Annotated in this window: 20 protein-coding genes and 1 pseudogene; 13 read left to right on the top strand and 8 right to left on the bottom strand. The window is 57.9% G+C overall.

From position 1 onward, the window contains the following. Positions 1-221 precede the first annotated feature (221 nt). From IEY52_RS18115 to IEY52_RS18105, 3 genes are all read left to right on the top strand, one after another. Positions 222-1,235, top strand: coding sequence for a LacI family DNA-binding transcriptional regulator (locus IEY52_RS18115; RefSeq protein WP_189005029.1), 1,014 nt, complete (start codon positions 222-224; stop codon positions 1,233-1,235). Positions 1,236-1,349: 114 nt separating this feature from the next. Further along, on the top strand, positions 1,350-4,319 hold the full coding sequence (locus IEY52_RS18110) for an EAL domain-containing protein (protein WP_189005028.1): 2,970 nt from the start codon (positions 1,350-1,352) through the stop codon (positions 4,317-4,319). Then, entirely contained in the window at positions 4,316-6,256 is a 1,941-nt protein-coding gene (locus tag IEY52_RS18105; protein ID WP_189005026.1) for a sensor domain-containing diguanylate cyclase, read from the top strand. Before IEY52_RS18110 ends, IEY52_RS18105 begins: the two co-directional genes overlap by 4 nt. 9 nt (positions 6,257-6,265) lie before the next feature. Here the strand turns inward: IEY52_RS18105 and IEY52_RS18100 are convergent, their stop codons facing one another. Then, entirely contained in the window at positions 6,266-6,628 is a 363-nt protein-coding gene (locus IEY52_RS18100; protein WP_189005017.1) for a hypothetical protein, read from the bottom strand. 392 nt (positions 6,629-7,020) lie between these two features. Between IEY52_RS18100 and IEY52_RS18095 the strand changes: the two genes are divergently transcribed. The 3 genes from IEY52_RS18095 (at position 7,021) to IEY52_RS18085 (ending at position 9,746) form a co-directional block, all read left to right on the top strand. Further along, on the top strand, positions 7,021-7,455 hold the full coding sequence (locus IEY52_RS18095; RefSeq protein WP_189005015.1) for a protease inhibitor I42 family protein: 435 nt from the start codon (positions 7,021-7,023) through the stop codon (positions 7,453-7,455). A 21-nt stretch (positions 7,456-7,476) separates the two neighbouring features. Continuing rightward, a complete protein-coding gene (locus IEY52_RS18090; protein ID WP_189005013.1) occupies positions 7,477-8,853 on the top strand; it encodes a HEAT repeat domain-containing protein in 1,377 nt (458 codons plus the stop codon). A gap of 197 nt (positions 8,854-9,050) precedes the next feature. Continuing rightward, positions 9,051-9,746, top strand: a complete 696-nt coding sequence (locus IEY52_RS18085) for a Crp/Fnr family transcriptional regulator (RefSeq protein WP_189005011.1) — start codon at positions 9,051-9,053, stop codon at positions 9,744-9,746. Between the two features lie 215 nt (positions 9,747-9,961). Here the strand turns inward: IEY52_RS18085 and IEY52_RS18080 are convergent, their stop codons facing one another. Continuing rightward, positions 9,962-10,246, bottom strand: a complete 285-nt coding sequence (locus IEY52_RS18080; RefSeq protein WP_189005009.1) for a hypothetical protein — start codon at positions 10,244-10,246, stop codon at positions 9,962-9,964. A gap of 72 nt (positions 10,247-10,318) precedes the next feature. On the opposite strand from IEY52_RS18080, the pseudogene IEY52_RS18075 reads away from it, so the two are divergent. Then, a pseudogene (locus IEY52_RS18075) lies at positions 10,319-10,579 on the top strand (helix-turn-helix domain-containing protein); the annotation flags it as partial. Between the two features lie 27 nt (positions 10,580-10,606). Here the strand turns inward: IEY52_RS18075 and IEY52_RS18070 are convergent. The 3 genes from IEY52_RS18070 to IEY52_RS18060 are packed head-to-tail and all read right to left on the bottom strand — an operon-like array spanning position 10,607 to position 12,457. Continuing rightward, positions 10,607-10,999 carry a truncated hemoglobin gene (locus tag IEY52_RS18070; protein ID WP_189005007.1) on the bottom strand — a complete coding sequence of 131 codons (393 nt, stop codon included), beginning with the start codon at positions 10,997-10,999 and terminating at the stop codon, positions 10,607-10,609. Positions 11,000-11,001: 2 nt separating this feature from the next. Then, positions 11,002-11,307: a metal-sulfur cluster assembly factor gene (locus IEY52_RS18065; RefSeq protein WP_189005005.1), complete on the bottom strand. Its 306-nt coding sequence runs from the start codon at positions 11,305-11,307 to the stop codon at positions 11,002-11,004. Further along, positions 11,291-12,457, bottom strand: coding sequence for a hypothetical protein (locus IEY52_RS18060; RefSeq protein WP_189005002.1), 1,167 nt, complete (start codon positions 12,455-12,457; stop codon positions 11,291-11,293). The genes IEY52_RS18065 and IEY52_RS18060 overlap by 17 nt, the downstream gene beginning before the upstream one ends. A gap of 108 nt (positions 12,458-12,565) precedes the next feature. Here IEY52_RS18060 and IEY52_RS18055 point away from each other — a divergent pair, with 108 nt between their 5' ends. Both IEY52_RS18055 and IEY52_RS18050 read left to right on the top strand, forming a co-directional pair. Then, complete coding sequence (locus IEY52_RS18055; RefSeq protein WP_189005000.1) at positions 12,566-12,814, top strand: DUF2249 domain-containing protein; 249 nt, start codon at positions 12,566-12,568, stop codon at positions 12,812-12,814. Positions 12,815-12,865: 51 nt separating this feature from the next. Continuing rightward, entirely contained in the window at positions 12,866-13,684 is an 819-nt protein-coding gene (locus IEY52_RS18050; protein ID WP_189004998.1) for a DUF2249 domain-containing protein, read from the top strand. A 54-nt stretch (positions 13,685-13,738) separates the two neighbouring features. Here the strand turns inward: IEY52_RS18050 and IEY52_RS18045 are convergent, their stop codons facing one another. Then, the gene (locus IEY52_RS18045; protein ID WP_189004996.1) at positions 13,739-14,590 is read right to left on the bottom strand and encodes a phytanoyl-CoA dioxygenase family protein; all 852 of its coding nucleotides are present in this window, start codon (positions 14,588-14,590) and stop codon (positions 13,739-13,741) included. A gap of 363 nt (positions 14,591-14,953) precedes the next feature. On the opposite strand from IEY52_RS18045, the gene IEY52_RS18040 reads away from it, so the two are divergent. Both IEY52_RS18040 and IEY52_RS18035 read left to right on the top strand, forming a co-directional pair. Next, a complete protein-coding gene (locus IEY52_RS18040; RefSeq protein ID WP_189004994.1) occupies positions 14,954-15,538 on the top strand; it encodes a hypothetical protein in 585 nt (194 codons plus the stop codon). Positions 15,539-15,718: 180 nt separating this feature from the next. Continuing rightward, entirely contained in the window at positions 15,719-16,360 is a 642-nt protein-coding gene (locus tag IEY52_RS18035) for a DUF899 domain-containing protein (protein WP_189004992.1), read from the top strand. Between the two features lie 72 nt (positions 16,361-16,432). Here the strand turns inward: IEY52_RS18035 and IEY52_RS18030 are convergent, their stop codons facing one another. Both IEY52_RS18030 and IEY52_RS18025 read right to left on the bottom strand, forming a co-directional pair. Continuing rightward, positions 16,433-17,080 carry an MOSC domain-containing protein gene (locus IEY52_RS18030; RefSeq protein WP_189004990.1) on the bottom strand — a complete coding sequence of 216 codons (648 nt, stop codon included), beginning with the start codon at positions 17,078-17,080 and terminating at the stop codon, positions 16,433-16,435. 99 nt (positions 17,081-17,179) lie between these two features. Next, complete coding sequence (locus IEY52_RS18025) at positions 17,180-17,878, bottom strand: DUF4386 domain-containing protein (protein WP_189004988.1); 699 nt, start codon at positions 17,876-17,878, stop codon at positions 17,180-17,182. Between the two features lie 156 nt (positions 17,879-18,034). Between IEY52_RS18025 and IEY52_RS18020 the strand changes: the two genes are divergently transcribed. Both IEY52_RS18020 and IEY52_RS18015 read left to right on the top strand, forming a co-directional pair. Then, positions 18,035-18,721: a TetR/AcrR family transcriptional regulator gene (locus IEY52_RS18020; protein ID WP_189004986.1), complete on the top strand. Its 687-nt coding sequence runs from the start codon at positions 18,035-18,037 to the stop codon at positions 18,719-18,721. 349 nt (positions 18,722-19,070) lie between these two features. Next, on the top strand, positions 19,071-20,609 hold the full coding sequence (locus IEY52_RS18015) for a PD-(D/E)XK nuclease domain-containing ATP-binding protein (protein WP_189004984.1): 1,539 nt from the start codon (positions 19,071-19,073) through the stop codon (positions 20,607-20,609). The last annotated feature ends 97 nt before the right edge of the window (positions 20,610-20,706 follow it).

The raw sequence follows: 20,706 nt of genomic DNA, 5'->3' as shown, positions 1-20,706 counted from the left end.
CTCCCCCGCAGGGAAATAGTGTAGGCAACACCCTCCAGGCGCTTGTTTGTAAGGCTGGAGAATTATGCCGTCTCGTATGGGTTTGATCTCGTGCTCATAGTGTGGCACATTGTGTGAATTTTGTCTATTCCCAGTTGTTCCGAAAGCGCCTTAAAATTGCAATAACAACATCTGAACATTTCTTGACTTCGTGTCCATTCTGGGAATACTGTCAAGGAACCATGCCCAACATCAACGACGTTGCGAAGAGGGCCGGTGTTTCTCCCAGCACGGCCAAACGGGCCATCACCCGTCCAGAACAGCTCACCCCCCAGACCCTGCAGAAGGTCATGCAGGCCGTGGCCGAACTGCAATACGAGCCGGACCTGACCGCCAGCGCATTGCGCAAAGGCAAAAACAACACCATTGGCTTGCTGGTTGCAGACATTCTTGAGCCGTTCTTTGCTGAAATGGCCCGTGAAATTGGCTGGGGACTGCGCAACTCGGGGTATGGCCTGTTGCTCGCAGACAACGAATACCACAGTGAAATTGAATTGAACAACCTCAAACACCTGGCCGGGCAACGGGTGAGCGCCCTGATCATCCGCCCCTCTTATGGTCCGGGCAACCGCGAATACCTGCTCAAGATGCAGGAAAAAGGCACCTACATCATCGAGGTGGACCACCACCTGGAGGACAGCCCCTTCGATTACATCATGCTGAACCATGAACAGTGCGTGCGGATCGGGCTGGAACACCTGTGGAGCCTGGGACACACCCGCATTGCTGGACTGGGCACCTTTGACGCCCGGCTGTACCCCGAATGGCGGGCTTACCACTTCAAGCACCTGATGGAAGAACGCGGACTGCAGATCCCGCCAGAATTCCAGCGCATGGTGCATTACAGCGAACAGGACGCCTACGATTACACCCATTATTTGCTGTCCCTGCCAGAGCCCCCCACCGCCATTTTTGCCTTCAATGGCAGCGAGGCCATCGGAGCACACCGGGCCATTGAGGATGCTGGGAAGTCCATTCCGCAGGATGTTTCTTTGCTGGCTTTCGACAATTACCCCTGGACGGCCAGGGTGAAACCGGGCATTGATGTGATCGAACAACCCATCCGCCAGATGGCCCGCCTGCTGGTCGAACAGGTGCTGAGCAGCATCGCCGGACGGCACACTCCGGTGCACCTGCTGCTTCCCGGCAAACTGATTGTGCGGGGCAGTTGCGCCCAGATCCTTCCCCAGCGCTGAAAATTCGCTTTTTCTGACAATGGGAAGCAAGAAAGCTGTGAGGCTTTGCGCCTAAACTGAAGTCAGTCTCTCATCGCTTCAGAAGTCCACGGATAAGAGTCAACGGGGTATGCCATGACCATCCGCCGCAGTGTCGCCGTTTTGCTGGATTGCGTGTTTGAGTACCACAGGGAGCTTTTGCGGGGCATTGAGTCCCGCCTCAATCAGGCCGGGGTGTCCTCGGTGGTGCTGGTGGGCCGTGAACTGCACCCCACAGATCCCACTTTTCAGCATGCCAACGACGTGTACCAGCTGCTGCGCCCCGAAGACCACCTGGGGGTGATTGTTGGCGCGGCCAGCCTGGGGCACCGTTCCAGCGACCAGCAACTGCAGGACTTTTACCAGCGCCTGAGTGGGCTTCCGGTGGTCACCATTGGCCGGGAAACCGCTGGCTGTTCGGTGGTGCAAGTCGACAACCGTTCTGGCATGACCCTGATGATGCAGCATTTGCTGTCTGACCGGGGATTTCGCAAATTTGTGTTCCTGAAAGGCACCGAGGGCAACCAGGATGCCCGCGACCGTGAAGAGGTGTTTTGCAGCATGCTGCAGCAGCATGGACTGAACCCAGCACAGCAGCACATGCTGCAGGGCGAATTCTTCGGACCCCGTGCCGAAGAGGAAATGCGCAAATTGCTGGGTGTCACACGTGATTTTGAAGCGGTGGTGTGCGCCAACGACGAGATGGCACTGATGGTCCTGCACACCCTGCAAGAGCACGGTCTGAGGGTGCCGCAGGATGTGGTGGTGGTGGGTTTCGATGACTCTCCGGGAGCGGCTTACAGCGATCCTCCTCTCACCACTGTGCGCCAGCCGCTTTTTCAGCAGGGCTGGCAGGCAGCAGATCTGTTGCTGGACCACCTGCAGGGCAGTGTTTACCCCCAGAAACGCATCCTGAACAGCGAACTGGTCATCCGGGCTTCCAGCCGCAACCTCACCCCGGAATTTTCCGCCCAGGATCCCTGGCGGTCCATGGATTTGCCTGCAGACCTCCTGCAAGGTTTGCAACAGGCCGTGACCTGCAAATCCCCTGAGCTGTTTCTGGACCCCTTCCAGCGGCACCTGCAAGACCACCCTTCCGGTTACGAGGACACCCAGGCCCTGAAATTGCTGTCCCGACTGGAAGCCCATCTGGCCGCGGATTTGCCTGCCAAAAACCTCAGCATGTTGCGCTCGGTGGTGTTCCAGACCCGCAACATGCTGGTGCGCCGCGAGCACTTCCGCACCGCACGGGCCGCCCTGACCCCCGGACGCAACCCCAGCCACCTGCACCGCTTGGAACTCAGCCTGATCTCGCAAACCGAATGGGGCAGCCTGCGCGGCGACCTGGAACGCTACCTGCAGTGGTACCACATGCAGGGCATTGCGGTGGCCCTTTACCCCCAGCCGGGTCCGCAGGTGGACGACCAGTTGCGGGTGTTTTTCACCACCCAGCACGAAAACCAGGGAAACGCGTCTTCTTTGTGGGAACACCTGCTGAAGGTGCCGCACCTGCTGGTGTTGCCGCTGTTTGTGCGGGACACCCACCTGGGACTGCTGCTCGCAGACAGCCTGCAGGCCCAGCAGGTGGACATCGAACATTTGCAATACCTGCTCAGTTCGGGTCTGCACCACATCCATTTCAACCAGCAACAGCAGAAATACACCCTGGAGTTGCGGGAAAACATGGACCGCAGTGCCTCCGAGGTGGCCGAACTCAGCCAGCAGATGGAGTACCTGGCGGTGCACGATGAGGTGACCGGACTGGCCAACAAAACCCTGTTTCAGGCGCATTTGGAGCAGGTGATCCACCACCCGCAGGCCCAGCACGATTACGCGGTGCTGTTTCTGGATGTGGACCGCTTCAAGAAAATCAATGACACTTACGGGCACCGCACCGGCGATCTGTTCCTGAAGACCCTGGCGGAGAAACTGCAGGGCATCCTGCGCCCCTACGACACGGTGGCCCGCTTTGGCGGCGATGAATTCGCCGTGCTGCTCAGCAACGTCTCCCAGTCCCACACCATCAGCGAGGTGGTGTTGCGCCTGCAACGGGAACTCGGACAGCCGTTTGAGGTGTGCGGCCACCACATCCAGACCACGGTCAGTGTGGGGGTGGTGACCGGAGATCCCCGCTACACCCAGGTGGAGGATCTGCTGCGCGATGCCGACATCGCCATGTACGAGGCCAAGAAAAAAGGCGGCGGCCAGCACCGGATTTTCGAGGTGCACATGCACCACCAGGTCAGTGCCCGCACAATTTTGGAAACCGAACTGCGGCAGGCCCTCAGGGAACAGACCCTCACGGTGCACTTCCAGCCGATCATCAGCTTGCAAGAGGGAAAAATCGAGGGTTTTGAAGCACTGGCCCGCTGGATTCACCCGCAGCGTGGCTTCATCAGCCCGGCCCAGTTCATCCCCATTGCCGAAGAAAGCGGCCTGATTGTGGAACTCGACCGCCTGGTGCTCAGACAGGCCTGCCAGCAGGTGGCCCACTGGCAGCAGCACCTCCCGGAAGGCCAGAAACTCACCCTGAACGTCAACATGAGCACCGTGCAATTCACCCGGGGCGATTTGCTGGAAGGGGTGCAGTCGGTGTTGCAGGACACCGGATTCCCTGCAGAGCAACTCAACCTGGAGATCACCGAGAGCCTGTTGCTGGAACGGGCCGAGGTGGTGCTGGAAAACATCCGCGCACTGCAGCAACTGGGTGTGAAACTGCACATCGATGATTTCGGAACCGGTTACTCCTCGCTGGGGTACCTGCAGCAATTTGCAGCCTCCTGCCTGAAAATTGACCGCTCGTTCATCTTGCGCCTGCTGGAAGACCCCAAATGCAGCGAACTGGTGCGCACCATCATCCAGATGGCCCACAACCTGGGCATGAGCGTGGTCGCAGAAGGCGTGGAAGAACAGGAGCAGCTTTCCTGGCTCAGGCAGGCCGGATGTGAAAGGGTGCAGGGTTATTTGCTGTCCAGGCCGCTGGCCGCGCCGCAAGCTGCAGAACTGCTGTCCAGCTGGGCCAGCCAACTTGCTGCCACCCCCGCTGGAGAAGGTGCAGGACGGTGAACACAGACCAGCAACACGAAACCCAACTGGCTTACCGCATGGTGTGGCTGGTGGTGGGGGTGATGCTTTTTCTCACCGCCCTGCAGGTGGCTTTTTTCACGCTGCAATGGATCTGGGTGCTCCCAACTGCCCTCACCCTGCTGGTGCTGCTGGGCGTGCACCTGCGCTGCCAGAATTTCCGACCTTACTGGCTGAGCCTCACCGCCCTGACGGGTTTGTGGGTCACGGTGGGCATCTACAGCCACCTGCTGGGCGGCCTCTCCTCACCGGTGCTGCTGGGCTGGCCGCTGGTGGTGGTGGGGTTCTCGGTGCTGCTGGGCATGCGGCAGGGACAGGTGGTGCTGGGCATCTCCCTGCTGACCGGCTTCATGCTGGCCAACCATCCGGTGTCTGACCCCCCCTTCTCCAGAACCCATTCGGAACTGGTGCTGGTGGTCTACACCCTGACGTTTTACCTGATGGGCCTCAGCATCCTCAGCATGCACCGGCGCAGCGTGCGGCAAATCCAGGCCCAGCAGGTGCAGCACCTGAAAATCCAGCAGGCCATGGAGATCACCGAGGCCCGCAATCAGGCCATTTTAGACGCCCTGCCAGACGTGGTGTTCCGCGTCACCCAGGACACCACCATCCAGGACGTCAACATTGGTGAACAGGTGGGCTGGCCCATCAAACCCGAAAACTGGCTGGGCCACAAGGTCACCCAGTACCTGCAGGACCACGACGCGCAGGACGTGCTGGACCGCCTGAGCTGGGTGCTCTCAGGAGACGGGATGCAAACCCAGGAACTCACCCTGGACCACCCGCAACTGGGGAAACGCACCCTGGAAAGCCGCATGGTGGCCATCAGCGAACAGCACGCCATTCTGTTCTGGCGCGACATCAGCGAACGCAAAAAAGTGGAGCTGGAAGGACAGGCACGCCTCAGGCGCATGGAGGTGATGGACCGCTTCAGCCTGGCCCTGGCAGACAGCAACCTCAACGGCACCCTGCTGCTGCAGGCGGTGGCAGACCACGGAGCTTTGCTGCTGGGCGGAAAATGCACCGTGACGGTCTGGCACCTGGGTGATCCCGCCGATGTGCCCCTGGAGGAATTCTCTGCAGGGACAGCCCAGCAAGCAGTGCAAAAACTGGAAATCCCCCTGAATTTTCACGGCACCCAGCAGGGCACCGTGCGCCTGGACAGAAGCACCCTGGACCCTTTCAGCACCGAAGAACAGGCCATGATGCACACCCTGGTGGAACGCGCTGGACTGGTGTTCACCAACACCCAGCTGAACCTGCAAAACCGCGATCAGGCCGAACAGTTGCGCCGCGCCAACGAGGAACTCGAGGCCCGCATCGAGGCCCGCACCCAGGAGCTGGCCCAGGCCAACAGCCGCCTGCAGGAACTCACCATCAGAGACGGACTGACCGGGATTTTCAACCGCCGCCACTTCGATGAACGCCTTGAGCAGGAGGTGCGCCGCCTGCAGCGCTCAGACCAGCCGCTCACCCTGATGCTCTGCGACATCGACTTCTTCAAGAAATACAACGACCACTATGGTCACCCCCAGGGGGACGTGTGCCTGAAGAAAGTGGCCGAGGTGCTGTCCGGGACTTTCCAGCGTGCAGGAGATGTGGTGGCCCGGTATGGAGGAGAGGAATTCGCCATGGTGCTTCCCAACACCTCACTGGTCCAGGCCAGACAGCTGGCAGAACGCCTGTGTCAGAAAATGACCCAGCTGGGTCTGCTGCACGAATTTTCTGAGGTGGCAGGGCACATCACCCTCAGTGTGGGGGTGGTGGCGGCTTCCCGTTGCGACCAGGTCACGGCTTCTGTTTTGCTGCAAACTGCAGATGAAGCCCTTTATCACAGCAAGCACACCGGACGAAACCGGGCCACCCTGCGTGCCCTGATGGCAGAAGGATCAGGGTTGAAGGTCTCTGCAATGGAGTGAGTGCAGCGCTCAGGCGTCCCAGAGGGACAGCAGGTCCTGCTCTGTGCCCTGCCTCACTTCGCTGTGCTGTCCAGAATCAGGATCGTGCGAATGGGCCTGCCAGCTGAACTGCACCCCGAGGTCCAGGGTGAGGTGGCCGAGCAACGCCATTGCCGTGTGCTGGCACACCTCCTGCTCCAGAAGGTGCTCCTCGAACAACAGGCAGTCAGGACCAAGCTCCAGCGCGAAGGCAGGCCCGTAATGGTTCTGTTCGGCCCTGATTTTCGGGATGCTGTGAACGTCGAAAAAATAAAACGTGCGGTCAAAATCAAAGAGGGGCTGCTTGCTCTGACCTGCCTCCAGCCGCACCAGGCCTGCAAAGGGGAAATCCATCAGGGCAGACCTGGGGTCAAAACCCCTGAAATCCAGCCTCAGGCAACGGGTGGGAAGTTCTCCGGGAACCAGGTCCTGCCATTTGGAAAGTGAAGTGATGGTGGCCTCCTCTGCTGGTCTTCAGGATAAACCTTCTGTCTGAAAACCTGCACCTGAAAACCTGAACCCAGACCTGTGAAAATGGTGCATCATGGAAGGGCGTTCTCCCGTCTGGTTTTGCTCTGAAAGCCAGGCCGCACAAAAGACAGGCAGACCTCAGTGCGGACGGGCCGTGCACCAGAAATCCATCAAACCTCCAGAAGTGCGACGGCCCTGACTCCTGGACGGCTTCGAAAAGCCCGCAACCATGCGATCTATCGCACCTCGTCCCTAATGAAAGGATACAAGCAACCATGAAGAATGTGCAGATGGCGTGGGCAGCAAAGTGGCTGAAAGTGCTGGTGGTGGTTCTGTTGCCTTTCGGAGCAGGCCCAGCCTGGGCAGGCGGAGGGTCCTCACTGCAACAGAAAATCACCGATGTGGGTGAGGATGCAGCGTCCATCACCTTGCATGCTGGAGAGGTGTTTCGGGTTCACCTGCAGGAAACCCCCAATGAAGATGGCCGCAGCTGGTATGCCCTGAACGAACTGAACAAAGTGCGTCTGGTGCGGCGCGAATCCACACCGCTGGGAGACCATGGTTACCTGTCCACGGTGTCTGACATCACCTACACCTACCGGGTGTTGCCGCGGGCTTCGGGTGAGCAGGTTCTGGTGTTTGTGCTGGCCCGCCAGAATGAGAAAAGCGGGACGGTCCTCAGGTGGCTGACCATCAAGATCATCCCATGAAGCACCCGGAGGGGACACCGCATGGAACAGATCCCGCTCACCTTCCCTGAACTTTCTGCCAGGATTGAAGCTTTGCAGCACGCCCTGTGGCAGGAAACAGAAGACGCCCTGCTTCTCCTGATCGGGCTGGAAGACCTGATGGTTGCTTCCCGAACCGCGGTGAAACTGGCGGTTCCTGTGCTGGCCGGGACGTTGCAGCATCCCGATGTGCGGGTGCAGGCCATGTCTGCCCGGATTCTGGCTGCCTTCGGGGGTTTTGCCCGACAGGCCCGGCCTGAACTGCAACGTCTGCTGGACCATCAGGATCCCTACCTGCGGGGCTGTGCGGTTCTGGCCCTGTCCCAGCAAAACCAGGACCTTGCTGCAGTGCACTTTCAGCGTCTGCTGGAAGAGGAGGATGTGTGGGGTCTATTTGTGGCTACCCACGCTCTGGTGTTTTTGCAGTCTGAGGCCGGTCCTTTTCTGGAGGCCTTCAGGTCCGTTCTGCAAGACCCTTCACAGGTGAAAGTGGGCCACTGGCAGGTCGGGCAGGGGATTGAACTGCCTGAAAAAAACCCCATCCGTTTGCTGCTGGCCAGGCTGCCTGACCTGCATCCTTCTTTCCGTGAGCTGGATCCCCAGGTGATCCCTTTGCTGCAAAATCCAGATGTTGTGGATCTGGCTGCCCGCTTGCTGAAGAACAGGCCAGGCAATCAGGATGCCGTGCAGGTGCTCTCTGACCACCTGTGGAATGCCCAGGCTGTGGTGCTGATCCCGGTGCTCTCTGCCCTGGCCGGGTTGCAGCTTCCCCTCAATGGAGCGGCAACGGCGCGGCTTTATGAACTCTGCCAGCATGACTGGCCCGATGTGCGGTTGCAGGCGGCACGGGTGCTGTGGTTCTGCCAGCAGGAAGGGGAGACTTCCAGACAGGTGGCCTGGTCGTTGCTGGATCCAGAAACCCACAGCCAGGATTCCCTGCTGTACGGGCACCTGGTGCCAGACGCATTGCTGTTGCTGCAGGACCAGGGTTTCTGGCAGGGAGACCTTCTGACATGGCTGACCTCGATGTACCAGAACCTGTTCCGCACGCCTTCGGTGGGGCCGGGGGACAGGCTGGTGTCTGCCCTGTGGCAGATCACCCACAGCCCTGAGCTGGTTTTTGCGGATGTGCTGCGGGTGCTGCGGCAGGGAAACCATCCTGACCGGGTGCTGGGGGTTTTGCGGGAGATGGGTGTGCTGGCCCTTCCCATTTTGCTGCCTTTGCAGGAGGTGCTGCAGACAGAAGGCAGATTGCTGCAGTTTTCCGGCCCGGTTTATCACATGGAACAGCTCTGGGAAGAAGAGCAGGTGCGGGCTGACCTGGAACACCTGCTGGAGCACTTGCAGCTTGCAAAGGACGGCAACACCTCCGGTTTGTGAGGCCCAGGAGGTTCTGCATCTGGTTGTGGTAGACGTTCATCAGTTCCATCGGGGGTTCTTTGGAGTCACGCAGCAGCAGTCTGGCAAAGGGGCAGCGGAAAATGGTGACTTTCCGGTTCTTCAGGGACAAAAGCTGGTCCTGATCAGATTCACAATGGTTTCAGGGCAGTCGGCTTTTCCCTGCCCAGAGGAGCCCCATGACTTTGTTGCAAACCCCCTCCCTGACCGACATCCCCCGCATGCTGTCCCTCACCCCCATTTTTCAGGGCCTGCAGGAAAAGGACCTGGCAGACCTGGCAAAAGCCATGCGCGAACAGCATTTTGACCGGGGCAGTCAGCTTTTCCTGCAGGGCGACCCGGTGGAACGGGTGCACATTGTGGTCCGGGGTTGCCTGCGGGTGTACAAGGAAGGCATCAAAGGCAACAAGCAGATCACCCTGCACCTGGAAAAACCCTACCGCGCTGTGGCTCTGGTGGCGGTTTTTCTGGATCGCCCGGTTTTTCCTGCCTCCTGTGAAGCGCTGGAAGACAGCATGGTCCTGACCCTGGAACGCCAGAAATTCATGGAGATCGTCACCCACAATGCCGTGCTGGCCCAATCGGTGATCCGCTACCAGGCCCGCAAGCAGGGCGAACTGATGCACCTGCTGGACCGTCTGTTTTTCCGGGAGGTGGGGGCACGGGTGGCAGAAACCCTGCTGCTCTTGCAAGAAGAGCAGGGAAACGGCTTTACCCTGCCCACCAATGGCACCCTGGCGGCCCAACTGGGCACTGTGCCAGAACTGATCAGCCGCAAACTGGGAGAATTTTTCCGGCAGGGCCTGATCCAGCTGGATGGGCGCAAAGTGTGGGTGCTCAAAACGCAGGAGTTGCAGGAACTGGCAGCAGAATGAAACTCAGGACATCCCCAGTTGGCGCTGGAGTTCCATGCGTCACCCCATCAAGGGCGGCTGCGCTCGGGCCTTCGGTGGTTTTCAAAAACCACCACAAAAATGCCCTGTTGCACCATGAAAATTCAATTCTGGAAGGCAGACTGCTGTGAGCCATCAGAAAGAACAGTTGGGGTTCAACTTGCATCGGCCCGTTTTTGTGGCCTGATGGCCACAGGTCAAGGATTCTGACCCAGAACCCAGCCATACCTTCGGATCACCAGTTCAAATTCATCCTGGATCAGGTGGGCTTTGATTCGGGCAGCAGCCATGAGGCAGTAAAAGAAAAGGCCCAGCAAAACGAACACCGTCAACAAAGCAAGCGTCTTGAATTCGGAATCTTCCCCTATGAAGACAGCAGCGACAGCACCCACCCCAAAGAACCACGTGGTGGTGTTCCACTTCTTGTGAACCCTGCTGGCGGTTTCGGCAGGACTTTCGTTCAGCTGAGGGTCTTGATCCATGCTGCAAATTTACCACAAGTGGATTCAGGGGAAATTGGTGTTGCTCCAGGGTGACTGCAGCCCCTGGCCCATATGATGAAGAAACACCACACATGGTTTTTGCAATCCTGTCCAGCGTGTGTGAAACCCTGGAATCCCAACCAGAGCCCAGACAGGCCCTCGAAACAGAGCAGGGGATGGGGTTGGACCCAGGCTGGAAACAGGACCAACGGCACCCTGGCGGCCCAACTGGGCACCGTGCCAGAACGGATCAGCCGCAAACTGGGAGAATTTTTCCGGCAGGGCCTGATCCAGCTGGATGGGCGCAAAGTGTGGGTGCTCAAAGCGCAGGAGTTGCAGGAACTGGCTGCAGACGGAAAATCAGGAAATTCCCAGGTGGTGCTGGAGTCCCATGCGCATGCGGCCCGCAGCTTCCATCAGGAAAATGGCCGATTTTTCCGGGAGGGTCTGCTCGCAGGTGTGCTCCCACACGGCAAGCCAGCGGTTGAAGTGGTCGCTGGAAAGCCCCAGAGGCAGGTGGGCCATGGGAGGAGAACCCCTGAAGTTTTTGGGCCCACCCAACACCCCCACCCAGAAGTCGGTGAGTTTCTGGATGTGCTTTTCCCACCACTCTGCTGCGGGTTCTTCCACCACCCCGTCAAAGACGGCTTTCATTTCGGGGATTTCATTGAGGTTCACATAGAAGGTGCGAACCAGGTGTTCCACAGGGGCACGGCCCCCGATCAGGTCGTAATGGTTTTCCAGGGACAGCATGTTTACCTCCAGCCCAGCAGGCGTTTGCCTTCCGGGGTGATGCGCTGAGGGGTCCAGGCGGGTTGCCACACCAGATCCACCTGCACCTGCTCTACTCCGGGCAGGCGGTCCAGGGTGCGCTTTACGGCATCCGTGAGGGTGTCGTGCAAGGGGCAACCTGGTGTGGTGAGGGTCATGGTGACCCTGAGGGTGTTTCCTTCAAAATCGACACCATAAACCAGCCCCAGATCGACGATGCTGATGCCCAGTTCGGGATCCAGCACGCTGTGCAAGAGCATACCAGCGAGGGCCTTAAGGTTTTCTGACATGCATGACCTCCGTGAGGAACCCAAGAAAAGGAATCAGGCCTGCAGCAATGAGCCACAAGCCTGCAGGGTGAAGGGCCGTGAACACAATCCCAGCCGTGAACAGCCACATGGCCAGACCGGCGGTTTTCTCCTGGAACATCTCTTTCAGGGTGGGCACCTGGGTTTGACCGACCTGACCGGAGTACCTGTGCAGCCACACCAGGAAAGGCAGGATTTTGTAGAGCATTCCGGTGATCACCAGCAACAGAAATCCTGAAAATCCCACCAGGGCCATGGTCCAGAACCCCAGCATGGCCAGCAGGACACTGAACACCAGAAAGCCCAGACCGAGAAGGTGATGCCTGACCCCCACATCCAGTTGCTTCTTGACCCTTTTTGCAATGAGGTTGCGGGCGTCCAGTGCCATCAGCAGGGCGGCGAGCATCAGGAGGGGCAGTGTTGCAGCAGGCCAGATCAGGTCGCTGAGGATGGCGAAGTTGAGCACCCACAAATTGATGCCCAGCACCCGGGGCTTCACCCCGTGGGACAGCGTGAACATCCCAATCAGCTTGTGTCCCACCCCTGCAATGGAGATCAGAAAGACCCCCACCAGCCCCAGGATGGCGTGGGTTTGCAGTCTGGCTGGATCGTAGTTGCCAAATTGCATGGTCAGGGCCTGCACCATGCCCACAGCGGGGGTGGTCAGCAAATGCAGTGTCACCCACACCAGGGATGTGGCCACCACACTCCATTTCTGGGTGCTTCTGAACACCAGAAGCATGTGCACGGCAAACCACAGCAGGGCCGCACTGACCAGACCCCCTCCGGCGGCAATCAGGGCAGGCTGATCCTGCAGAAAACCCATCACCTGAACGGGCACCCCCACCGCCCAGAAGCCCAGCACAGCGTAACCCCACCAGGCCCGCACCAGACCGATCTCCAGGATCACCGGGACAAGCTGGTGCATGCTGCCGATCAGGATCCCAGTGCCGAAGCCCAGCAAAAGCAAATGGGTGAAAGCCAGCGTGACAGGATGGAGGTGACTGCTGAAAGCGTCTGGGTGCAGGGCAAGCAGCAGCACTGCAGCAACCAGAAAGAAGCTGGAGCACAGCACGAATCCAGCGGGAACCTGATAGGGGGCAGTGGTGTTTTTGGTGGCCAGGGCAATCATGGTCCCTCCTCCTGAGCCCAGTCTAGAAAGTGCAGCCGTGCCCAGCCATGACCCAGGTCATGGTCAGGGTTTGCCTGCAAGGTGCACACTCAGGGTCAGGAGAAGACCATGCCAGAAACCACCCCGGAGGCCCAGTTGCAACAACTCGATGTGCGCACCATCCACCCCAGAGACCGCCACCCCCGCATTTTCACACTGTTTGACAGACTGGACAGTGGCAGCAGCTTTCAACTGGTCAATGACCACGATCCCAGACCACTGCACTACCAGTTCCAGATCGAGCGTCCCGGCACATTTGAATGGGAGTACCTGGAAAGTGGCCCGCAAGTGTGGCGGGTCAAAATTTCCAGAGCCTGAAACCCTGGTCCGTGCAGTGCGCTGCAGGGGCCTGACTTTTTTGGAGGAGCCATGATCACAGCCCAGACCCGCATCAGTGAGGTGCTGCAGGACCATCCAGAGTTGCTGCCTGTCCTGATTTCGGCCAGCCCTGCTTTTGAGAAACTGAGAAACCCCGTGCTCAGGAAAGTCATGCCAAAGCTGGTGACCGTGCAGCAGGCTGCAGGCATGGCAGGCCTTGAAGTGGCTGACCTGCTGGGCAAACTGCTGGCGGCCCTGGGGCAGGCTCCTGCAGGAAGGGCGGATGTTGCTTCCTCCGGTTCACTGCTGGGCACCCCTGTTCCAGCCTGGATCCATGCGGAGATGGCGGCTGAACTGGATGTGCGACCCCTGCTGGAACGTGGAGAGGAGCCTTTCAGCCAGATCCAGAAAGTGACATCCCGTGTCCCTGCAGGCCAGCAGTTTCTGCTGCTGGCTCCCTTTGAACCTGTGCCCCTCTATCTGGCCCTGCACAGGAAAGGCTTTGTGGCCTGGTGTGAGCGGTCAGAAGCAGCTTACAGGACGCATTTTTACCGGCAAGCAGAAACACAGGAGGCCTCACTGCAGCCCATCAACCCCTCGGAGACCCCCTGTACAGGCTGGAGGTTTGATCTGGAAATCACCATCCCGGAAACCCTGGAACCCCCCGAGCCCATGATGCGGGTGCTGGCTGCACTGGAAGAGCTCGGTCCGGGACAGGCCCTGCTGGTGCACCATGTGCGCAGACCGGTTTATCTGCTGCAAAGGCTGGAAGACACCGGGCATCGGGTGGAGGTGCTGGAAGAAGGGGCAAGGGTGGAGATCCTGATCCAGAAAAAGCCCCTCAAATCTGGCCCTTCTGGCATGGCGTGAAATGAAGAAAGATCCCTGCTGGGTGCTGCTGGCTGGAGGGTGACAGCGTTGAACTCAGGCTTCGCCCATCATCAGGCCCTCAATGGTGTGGCCCTGGTGGATGGGTTCGAGTTCGTCCACAATGCGGCCCAGCAGGTGCTTTTTGAGGTCTTCTGGAAGGGTGTCGTAATAGGCACGGGTGAACTGCAGATCGTGCCGTTCGTGGTTGTTGGCTCCGGGCGCATCCACCCCCAGCACCAGCACCGGGCGGGATTTCTCGGAGTTGTTCTCGGTGCCCCGGTGGATGGTCAGTGCAGAGCGCACCGAGATGTCTCCGCGTCTGGGCATCTTGCGTTCTGCACGCTCCAGGTAACGCGGGTAGAAGGTTTTGGGAGGGAACATCTCATGCTCAAACTGGCTGGCCTCGTCCCACTGGGTGCCTGGAGCGATTTCAAAAGGCCCCATGTCTTCGTAAACATCCACGGTGGTGAGGTTGAAGGCCAGCGAATTGAGGCGGCGGCCTTTCACAGTGTCCTCTGGAGCAGGGAAATCGCGGTGCCAGGGCTGGTCTTTTGCTCCAGGATTGGGCACGTCAAAGCCAATTTCCACAATTTTGTAGTCCGGACCCAGCACGGTTTCGCACACGAATTGCACCCAGGGATGGGTGACCAGTTGCAGGAACCCCCGGATGTCTTCCGGGTGAATTTCCACGTAGTGGCGTCTGGGGCCGCGTCCCACTGCGCCTCCAGGCCGTTGCAGGGCTTCCAGATACAGGCGTTCGATGTCTTCGCGCAGGTCATCCACCCAGGGAACAGGGAAGGCGCTTTTCAGGCCAGCAAATCCGGGACCGTAAAGGGCTCCCATGATTTCAGCGGTGTCGTAGGGGGTGATGGGGGTTTCTGGGGTGGGTTCAGGGGTGGCAGTCATGTTTCCTCCTGATGCAGGTCTGCATGGAATGGGGGATGCCTGTGGGGGATGGATTGAAGAAGGTGCTTCTGATTCTAATGGGAATTGTTGTTTAAAGTCAAATGTTTTGGTGTTGATCTGGATTTCAGTTCGGTAAGGGCTTTAAGGTCTGGAGAAAAAGATTTTTCTGGACTGGAAAAATTTTGTCGAAGGATTTCGAGAGGCCAGAAGGCCTGTGGGAAAAGACACCAATTTTATTGATGTTTTCACAACCCCATTGCTGCCCTTTGGAGTCGCATTTTTTTGCCCGGGCAGGGAAACCCGGGTTCTTGCCAGCAGTGGACATCTGCACAGCCGGGTTTGCCCTTGCCTTATGCTGAAAGCATGCCCCCGGAACGCCCAGAAAAGCCCTTCTTTCGGGACAGGTCCTATCAGGAGGATTACTTCACCACCCATGACCTGAAACTGCGTGGCTGGACTGCAACGCTGATTCGCAAACTGGTGCCAGAGCATGATGCCGAGAAAGAAAACCTTCTGCGCATTCCGGGCAGGTACGGCAGCCGCAAAGTGCAGCATCCGGTGAAACTCTATGCCCAGGAGCGCATCAAGCAACTGGAAGACACCGAAGACTTTTATGTGCTGTACGAAAAAGCCCAGCAGGCCCTGGCCCGCGGAGCGAAACGCCGGGAAAAGGTACTGGAACAGAAACGCAAAATGCTGGAGACCACACTGGAAGGCTACCAGCCCGATGTTCAGCTGGACCTGGGCTGGCATGCCAACCTCAGGGCGTTCAAGGAGGTGTTGCGAGCACACCTGCAGCAGTGGGAAGCGGCCCGCATTCCTGCCAATCTGGTGCAGGCTGCTGCAGCTGAGATGAAAGCCCGTTTTCGGGAGGCTTACCAGCAGGCCAGAAAAAAAGCTGGCACGAAGAAACCTGTCAAAAAGAAGCGGTCTGCAGGGTTCTCCTGAACGCTGCAGACCGCTTCTGGTGTGCTGGACCTGCGGGCAGGAAAAGCCAGGGTTCCTGGCTTCAGCCAGAGGCGCTTCAGGGATTGTGATTCTGTTATAAACAGAGTAAGGTGTACAATGTACATACCAGACAAAAACAACTTTCAAACTGCCACATCCACTTGCTTCAAGGAGGAACCCATGACCCGGAACCCAGCCCATCCCCCCATTGTGGACCGTGAAACCTGGCAGCAAACCCGCAGCAGTTTGCTCAAACTGGAAAAAGCCAGCACCCGCATGCAAGATGCCATTGCTGCGCAACGTCGTCGCCTGCCCATGACCCGGGTGGACAACTACGCCTTCCAGGGCAATGCAGGACCCGTCACCCTGGTGGACCTCTTTCAGAACCGTTCACAGTTGATCGTGCATCACTTCATGTTTCACCCGGACTGGACGGCGGGTTGCCCACACTGCACCCACTTCGCAGAAAACGGCACCCCGCACCTTACCGATCTGGCGCGTGGAGATGCCAGCTTTGTGCGGATTTCCCGTGCCCCCATTGAAAAACTGCTGGCCTACCAGCAACAGAAAGGCTGGAGCACCCCCTGGTGCTCTTCTTTTGAGAGCACCTTCAACCAGGACTGGGGCTGGACCTCTGCAGATGGCGGAGAAGTCCCTGGAATCAGTGTGTTCATGCTGCAGGACGGGGTGCCACACCTCACCTACTCCACTTCAGGGCGTGGAGTGGAAAGCCTGTCCAGCTTCTTTGGATACATGGATTTGCTGCCTTATGGACGGCAGGAAAGCTGGCAGGATGTGCCTCCGGGTTGGCCTCAACGCTGAGCTGAGTGATCTCCTCAAACGGATCTGTGCACCCAGAAATGGCTCCAGCACCACCAGAGCCCTCTGCACAGCTCAGTGTCCAGCCAGAAGTCGGGCCTGTTGTTTTTCACGGTCCTGTCGGACTTCATGGTGCACCGGAGCTGCGAGATGCCTGCGGATCCTTTGCAGGTCCCGGGGTGGTTCAAAAAAATCTTCAAACAGCTGGTTCAGCCGCACGGGTTCTCCCGGATAAACCCTGTGTGTCACAGGATCACCTGCCTGCAACGTGCCTTCCTGCAAAACCCTGCAGTAAGCCCCTGGACGTTCAGCTGCCCGGAAGCGTTTGACAAAGGTGGGATCCCCCATGCGGGCGGCCAGGGTGGAGCAGGGAATTCTGGGAGAGGTGACCTCCAACACCACACTTCCGATTTCAAACCTATCCCCGATCAGCAGATTGCTGGAAGCCAGATGGGACAGGGTGAGGTTTTCGCCAAACGTTCCCGGAAGCAGGGGCACCCCCAGCTCATTTTCCCACCACTGGTAATCCAGCATTCCATAAACGTAAACGGCCTGATCCGGTCCGCCGTGGTTGCGGGTGTCGCAGATGGTGTCTCCCGTCAGACCCAGCGCACCAACGTGCACAGGAGTGAGGACGGGACGTTTGAAAATGCCCGTCAGGCCTGATTTGCCTGCCCCTTCAATAAGCTCTGCCTGACCCAGATCGACACCGATGAGTTGCATGGGACCATCTTATGCGCTGCTCAGGGTTTCGGGGTGTGGTTTTGTCGCTTTTTCTGGTGCCCCGAAATTGCGTTCCAGCCCACAAGCCTCCAGGAGGTTTTACCCCCCTGTCCCCTGCAAGTTCTGCAGGGGTGTTTTCACCTGCCTGAAGCCTTTGAAAAACAGCCAGAAAGGCAAAATCAGTTCAAACAGTCCGCCTGGAACGAAAAACAGCATGCCTGCCCCCTGCTGGGTGTCCATGAGGCCGGTGGTGTGCAGCACCACAGCGATGGGCAGGCCCAGATAGCCCAGCAGTCCCATGCTGGAGAGCCCAGCGGGAATCCATCTGGATTTCAGCAGCAGCACGCAGAACATCACTCCGGCCATTCCGTTGAACAGGTAGAGCATTTGCAGGCACCAGGACCGCATGGACATCAGCAGGCTTTGCAGGGCACTGAGGGTCTCGGGTGGGGTGGTGCTGGTTTGCCCAGCCAGGGTGAGCAGCAGCATGGGACTGAGGCAGTACAGCAAAATGGCAAAGAGTTCAGCGATTTTGAAGCCCAGAAAGCCTGCAGCGAGGGCAGGATGAAAGGGTTTGAGCAGCGGGGACATCCAGGCGGCAATCAGCAGGATGGCCAGTCCGTCCAGCAGGGCCAGCCAGACAGCCAGGACGACATTTTGCTGGTTGCCCAGCAGCAAAGTCAGGTCGTTTCCTGGTTTCAGCAGGGGGTCAAGGATCAGGGTGCTGGTCAGGAAGGTGGCGGTGGCGGCCAGAAACAGCAGTCCAATCAGGGGGGCGGTGGTGCGGTGGGGGTGCATGGGGGTCCTTTCCTGGCAGGTCAACCCTGCCAGACTTTTCTTTTGTGGGAGGTCTGAGACGGAAAATTCGATAACCTTACAACGTAAGGCTTACATGTACGATAACCATACAGTGTAAGATTGTCAAGCATCCACACACCCACAGGAGAGCCCTGAATGCCCAGACCCCCCAAAAACCATACCTCCCGACTTCCCCTGACCCGCGAACGGGCCTTGCAGGTGGCGGTGCAACTTGCCGACCAGGGCGGCCTGGAAGCCCTCACCATGCGCAAACTGGCCCAGACCCTGGGGGTGGAAGCCATGTCCCTGTACCACCACATTCCTGGCAAGGAAGACATTCTGGACGGCATGGTCGAACAGATCTTTGCTGACATGGCCTGGCAGGAATCCGACCCAGGATGGAAAGGCACCATGCGCAACCGGGCTTACCGCATGCGGGAAGTGCTGCTTTTGCACCCCTGGGCCACCGCCCTGATGGTCTCCCGCTCCAGACCCGGAGCCATGACCCTCAGGCACCTGAATGACACCCTGGGATGCCTCAGGGCGGGGGGTTTTTCGGTGGCTCTGGCCGCCCATGCATTGTCTCTGCTGGACAGTTACATTTATGGTTTTGTGATGCAGGAGGTGCAGTTGCCTTTTCAGAACGAAGCCGAAAAAGACCAGATGGTGACCGGCGTTTTGCAGCACATGCCCGCAGACGTGTATCCCCATTTTGTGGAATTGACCCTGCAGCAGGTGGTGCAACCGGGATACCGTTACGGTTCAGAGTTTGATTACGGCATAGAACTGCTGCTGGACAGCCTGGAATTGCAATTGCAAGCAGAAATGGAAAAACAGACCTGATCCTGAAACTTGACGGACATCATCCTGCCAGCAGATCCCCTGATTTTTCAGACCCTTTTGAGTCCATGGGTAACGCAAAACCTTGATCACACAATTTTGCGGATTCTGCAGCTTTTGATGTTCTGCCAGCCAGATTTCAGCCTGCTGTGCTGAGGTAAACGTGGCAGTTTTGCGCACCTGTTTTCCCTGGATATCCATATGGGTGAGGCGGCAATCCAGCGTCCGTTTTTGTGCACCAGGCTTCCGATTCCTTTTCTACGTCTGCTCATCGATTCACTCACTTTCTGCCTGTAAAAGGCAGAAAAAGTACGCTGAGAAACGGCAAACCATGAGGTGTTAAACTGGGTTCATGCAGCTTCCGATTGGCATTCAGGACTTCCAGAAACTCCGGGAAGGGGGTTATGTGTATGTGGACAAGACACAGCACATGATGCCTTTCGTTCAGGGGGGGTATTATTTTTTCTCCCGTCCCAGACACTTCGGAAAGTCCTTGACCATCAGCACCCTGAAGGCCCTGTTTGAAGGCAAGAAGCACCTCTTTGAAGGTTTATGGATTCACGACCAGCATGATTTTGAATCGCACCCAGTCCTGCACCTCAATTTCCCTGGAGTGGAGTCGCTGGAACTTCCCCTGAGCGTTGGGCTGATGCTTTATTTTCAGGAACAGGCTGCACGGTTTGGTCTGACCATCAGCAACCGCTCCGCTAGACTGGCCTTTCGCGACCTGATCCTGGGGCTTTCCAAACAGGGAAAAGTGGTGCTCCTCATCGATGAGTACGACAAACCGCTGGTGGACTTTCTGGAGAGTCCACAGAAATTGAAAGAGCATCAGGATTTACTTAAAAGTGTGTATGGGAGTATCAAGGAGCTGGATGAGCACCTGCACCTGGTGATCCTGACCGGAGTTTCCAGATTTGGCAAACTGAGTCTGTTCAGTGACCTCAACAACCTGTATGACGCCACGCTGGATCCCAGGTTCAGTGAACTGTGTGGCTACACCCGCGAAGAACTTCAGCGGGACTTTGCCCAGTATCATGGTCGTGCTCAGGAACAATTGAAAATGGAGCATGAGTCTTACTGGGAGATGCTCAGGCGGTGGTACAACGGCTATTCCTGGGATGGTCAGTGCAAGGTATATTGCCCCTTCAGCATGTTGGTCTTTCTGCAAAACCCTGGATTTAAGGGATTTTGGTACGAAACGGGCACCCCCACCTTCCTCCTCAAATTGGTCAAACAGGAAGGATACACCCCTTTCGAGTTTGAACACTTTACGGCTCCAGGTTCTACCCTCACAACAGCCAATCTGGAATTTCTCAGTCCCATCAGTTTAATGTTTCAGACGGGTTATTTGACCATCAAGAACATTGAACACACCGCTGGTGGAACATTGTACGACCTGACCTATCCCAACGAGGAAGTGCGGCAGGCTTTCAGCCAGGGGCTGCTCAATGAGTACATCCAGAGACCCCAGTACAGTGAAATTCTAGGGGCCAGGCTGCAGACAGCTCTGGAGAAACAGAACTGGGAAGCCTTTTTTGCACAGGTGAACACCACTCTCGCCGGGGTCCCCTATGAAATTTTCCCCAGGAAAGAAGCTTTTTTCAATTCTCTGATGCACCTGATGCTGATGTCGACTGGCCTGCCCACCCTGAGCCAGGTACAAACCAGCAAAGGGCGGATGGACACGGTGATTGCACTTGAGAAGCAGGTGTTCATTTTTGAATTTCAGTTAGATGGAACGGCTCAGGAAGCCCTGGAGCAGATCAAAAGTGCTGGATATGGGGAAAAGTACCTGGGAAAACAGGCGCTAATGGTAGGCGTCAATTTCGATTCAGTCAGCAAAAGCGTGTCTGAGTGGGTGACGGAGACTTTGGTTCCAGGTTCCTGAGACCTATCCTGGACTGGTCGTTCGTTGAGATGATTGTGTGTTAGGCCAGGCTCCCAGGTGGGAGAATGGACCTGTCATGCCCCCTCGAGTCGGTAAG

Origin of the sequence: Deinococcus roseus (assembly GCF_014646895.1) — a bacterium.
Lineage (GTDB): Bacteria > Deinococcota > Deinococci > Deinococcales > Deinococcaceae > Deinococcus_C > Deinococcus_C roseus.
Note: the sequence above shows the minus strand (reverse complement) of the source record. Positions and strands in the feature narration are given on the sequence as shown.

Coding starts and splice junctions, on each gene's coding strand:
- IEY52_RS18115 (WP_189005029.1), top strand. CDS start 222: ATGCCCAACATCAACGACGTTGCGAAGAGGGCCGGTGTTTCTCCCAGC.
- IEY52_RS18110 (WP_189005028.1), top strand. CDS start 1,350: ATGACCATCCGCCGCAGTGTCGCCGTTTTGCTGGATTGCGTGTTTGAG.
- IEY52_RS18100 (WP_189005017.1), bottom strand. CDS start 6,628: ATGGATTTCCCCTTTGCAGGCCTGGTGCGGCTGGAGGCAGGTCAGAGC.
- IEY52_RS18095 (WP_189005015.1), top strand. CDS start 7,021: ATGAAGAATGTGCAGATGGCGTGGGCAGCAAAGTGGCTGAAAGTGCTG.
- IEY52_RS18090 (WP_189005013.1), top strand. CDS start 7,477: ATGGAACAGATCCCGCTCACCTTCCCTGAACTTTCTGCCAGGATTGAA.
- IEY52_RS18085 (WP_189005011.1), top strand. CDS start 9,051: ATGACTTTGTTGCAAACCCCCTCCCTGACCGACATCCCCCGCATGCTG.
- IEY52_RS18080 (WP_189005009.1), bottom strand. CDS start 10,246: ATGGATCAAGACCCTCAGCTGAACGAAAGTCCTGCCGAAACCGCCAGC.
- IEY52_RS18070 (WP_189005007.1), bottom strand. CDS start 10,999: ATGCTGTCCCTGGAAAACCATTACGACCTGATCGGGGGCCGTGCCCCT.
- IEY52_RS18065 (WP_189005005.1), bottom strand. CDS start 11,307: ATGTCAGAAAACCTTAAGGCCCTCGCTGGTATGCTCTTGCACAGCGTG.
- IEY52_RS18060 (WP_189005002.1), bottom strand. CDS start 12,457: ATGATTGCCCTGGCCACCAAAAACACCACTGCCCCCTATCAGGTTCCC.
- IEY52_RS18055 (WP_189005000.1), top strand. CDS start 12,566: ATGCCAGAAACCACCCCGGAGGCCCAGTTGCAACAACTCGATGTGCGC.
- IEY52_RS18050 (WP_189004998.1), top strand. CDS start 12,866: ATGATCACAGCCCAGACCCGCATCAGTGAGGTGCTGCAGGACCATCCA.
- IEY52_RS18045 (WP_189004996.1), bottom strand. CDS start 14,590: ATGACTGCCACCCCTGAACCCACCCCAGAAACCCCCATCACCCCCTAC.
- IEY52_RS18040 (WP_189004994.1), top strand. CDS start 14,954: ATGCCCCCGGAACGCCCAGAAAAGCCCTTCTTTCGGGACAGGTCCTAT.
- IEY52_RS18035 (WP_189004992.1), top strand. CDS start 15,719: ATGACCCGGAACCCAGCCCATCCCCCCATTGTGGACCGTGAAACCTGG.
- IEY52_RS18030 (WP_189004990.1), bottom strand. CDS start 17,080: ATGCAACTCATCGGTGTCGATCTGGGTCAGGCAGAGCTTATTGAAGGG.
- IEY52_RS18025 (WP_189004988.1), bottom strand. CDS start 17,878: ATGCACCCCCACCGCACCACCGCCCCCCTGATTGGACTGCTGTTTCTG.
- IEY52_RS18020 (WP_189004986.1), top strand. CDS start 18,035: ATGCCCAGACCCCCCAAAAACCATACCTCCCGACTTCCCCTGACCCGC.
- IEY52_RS18015 (WP_189004984.1), top strand. CDS start 19,071: ATGCAGCTTCCGATTGGCATTCAGGACTTCCAGAAACTCCGGGAAGGG.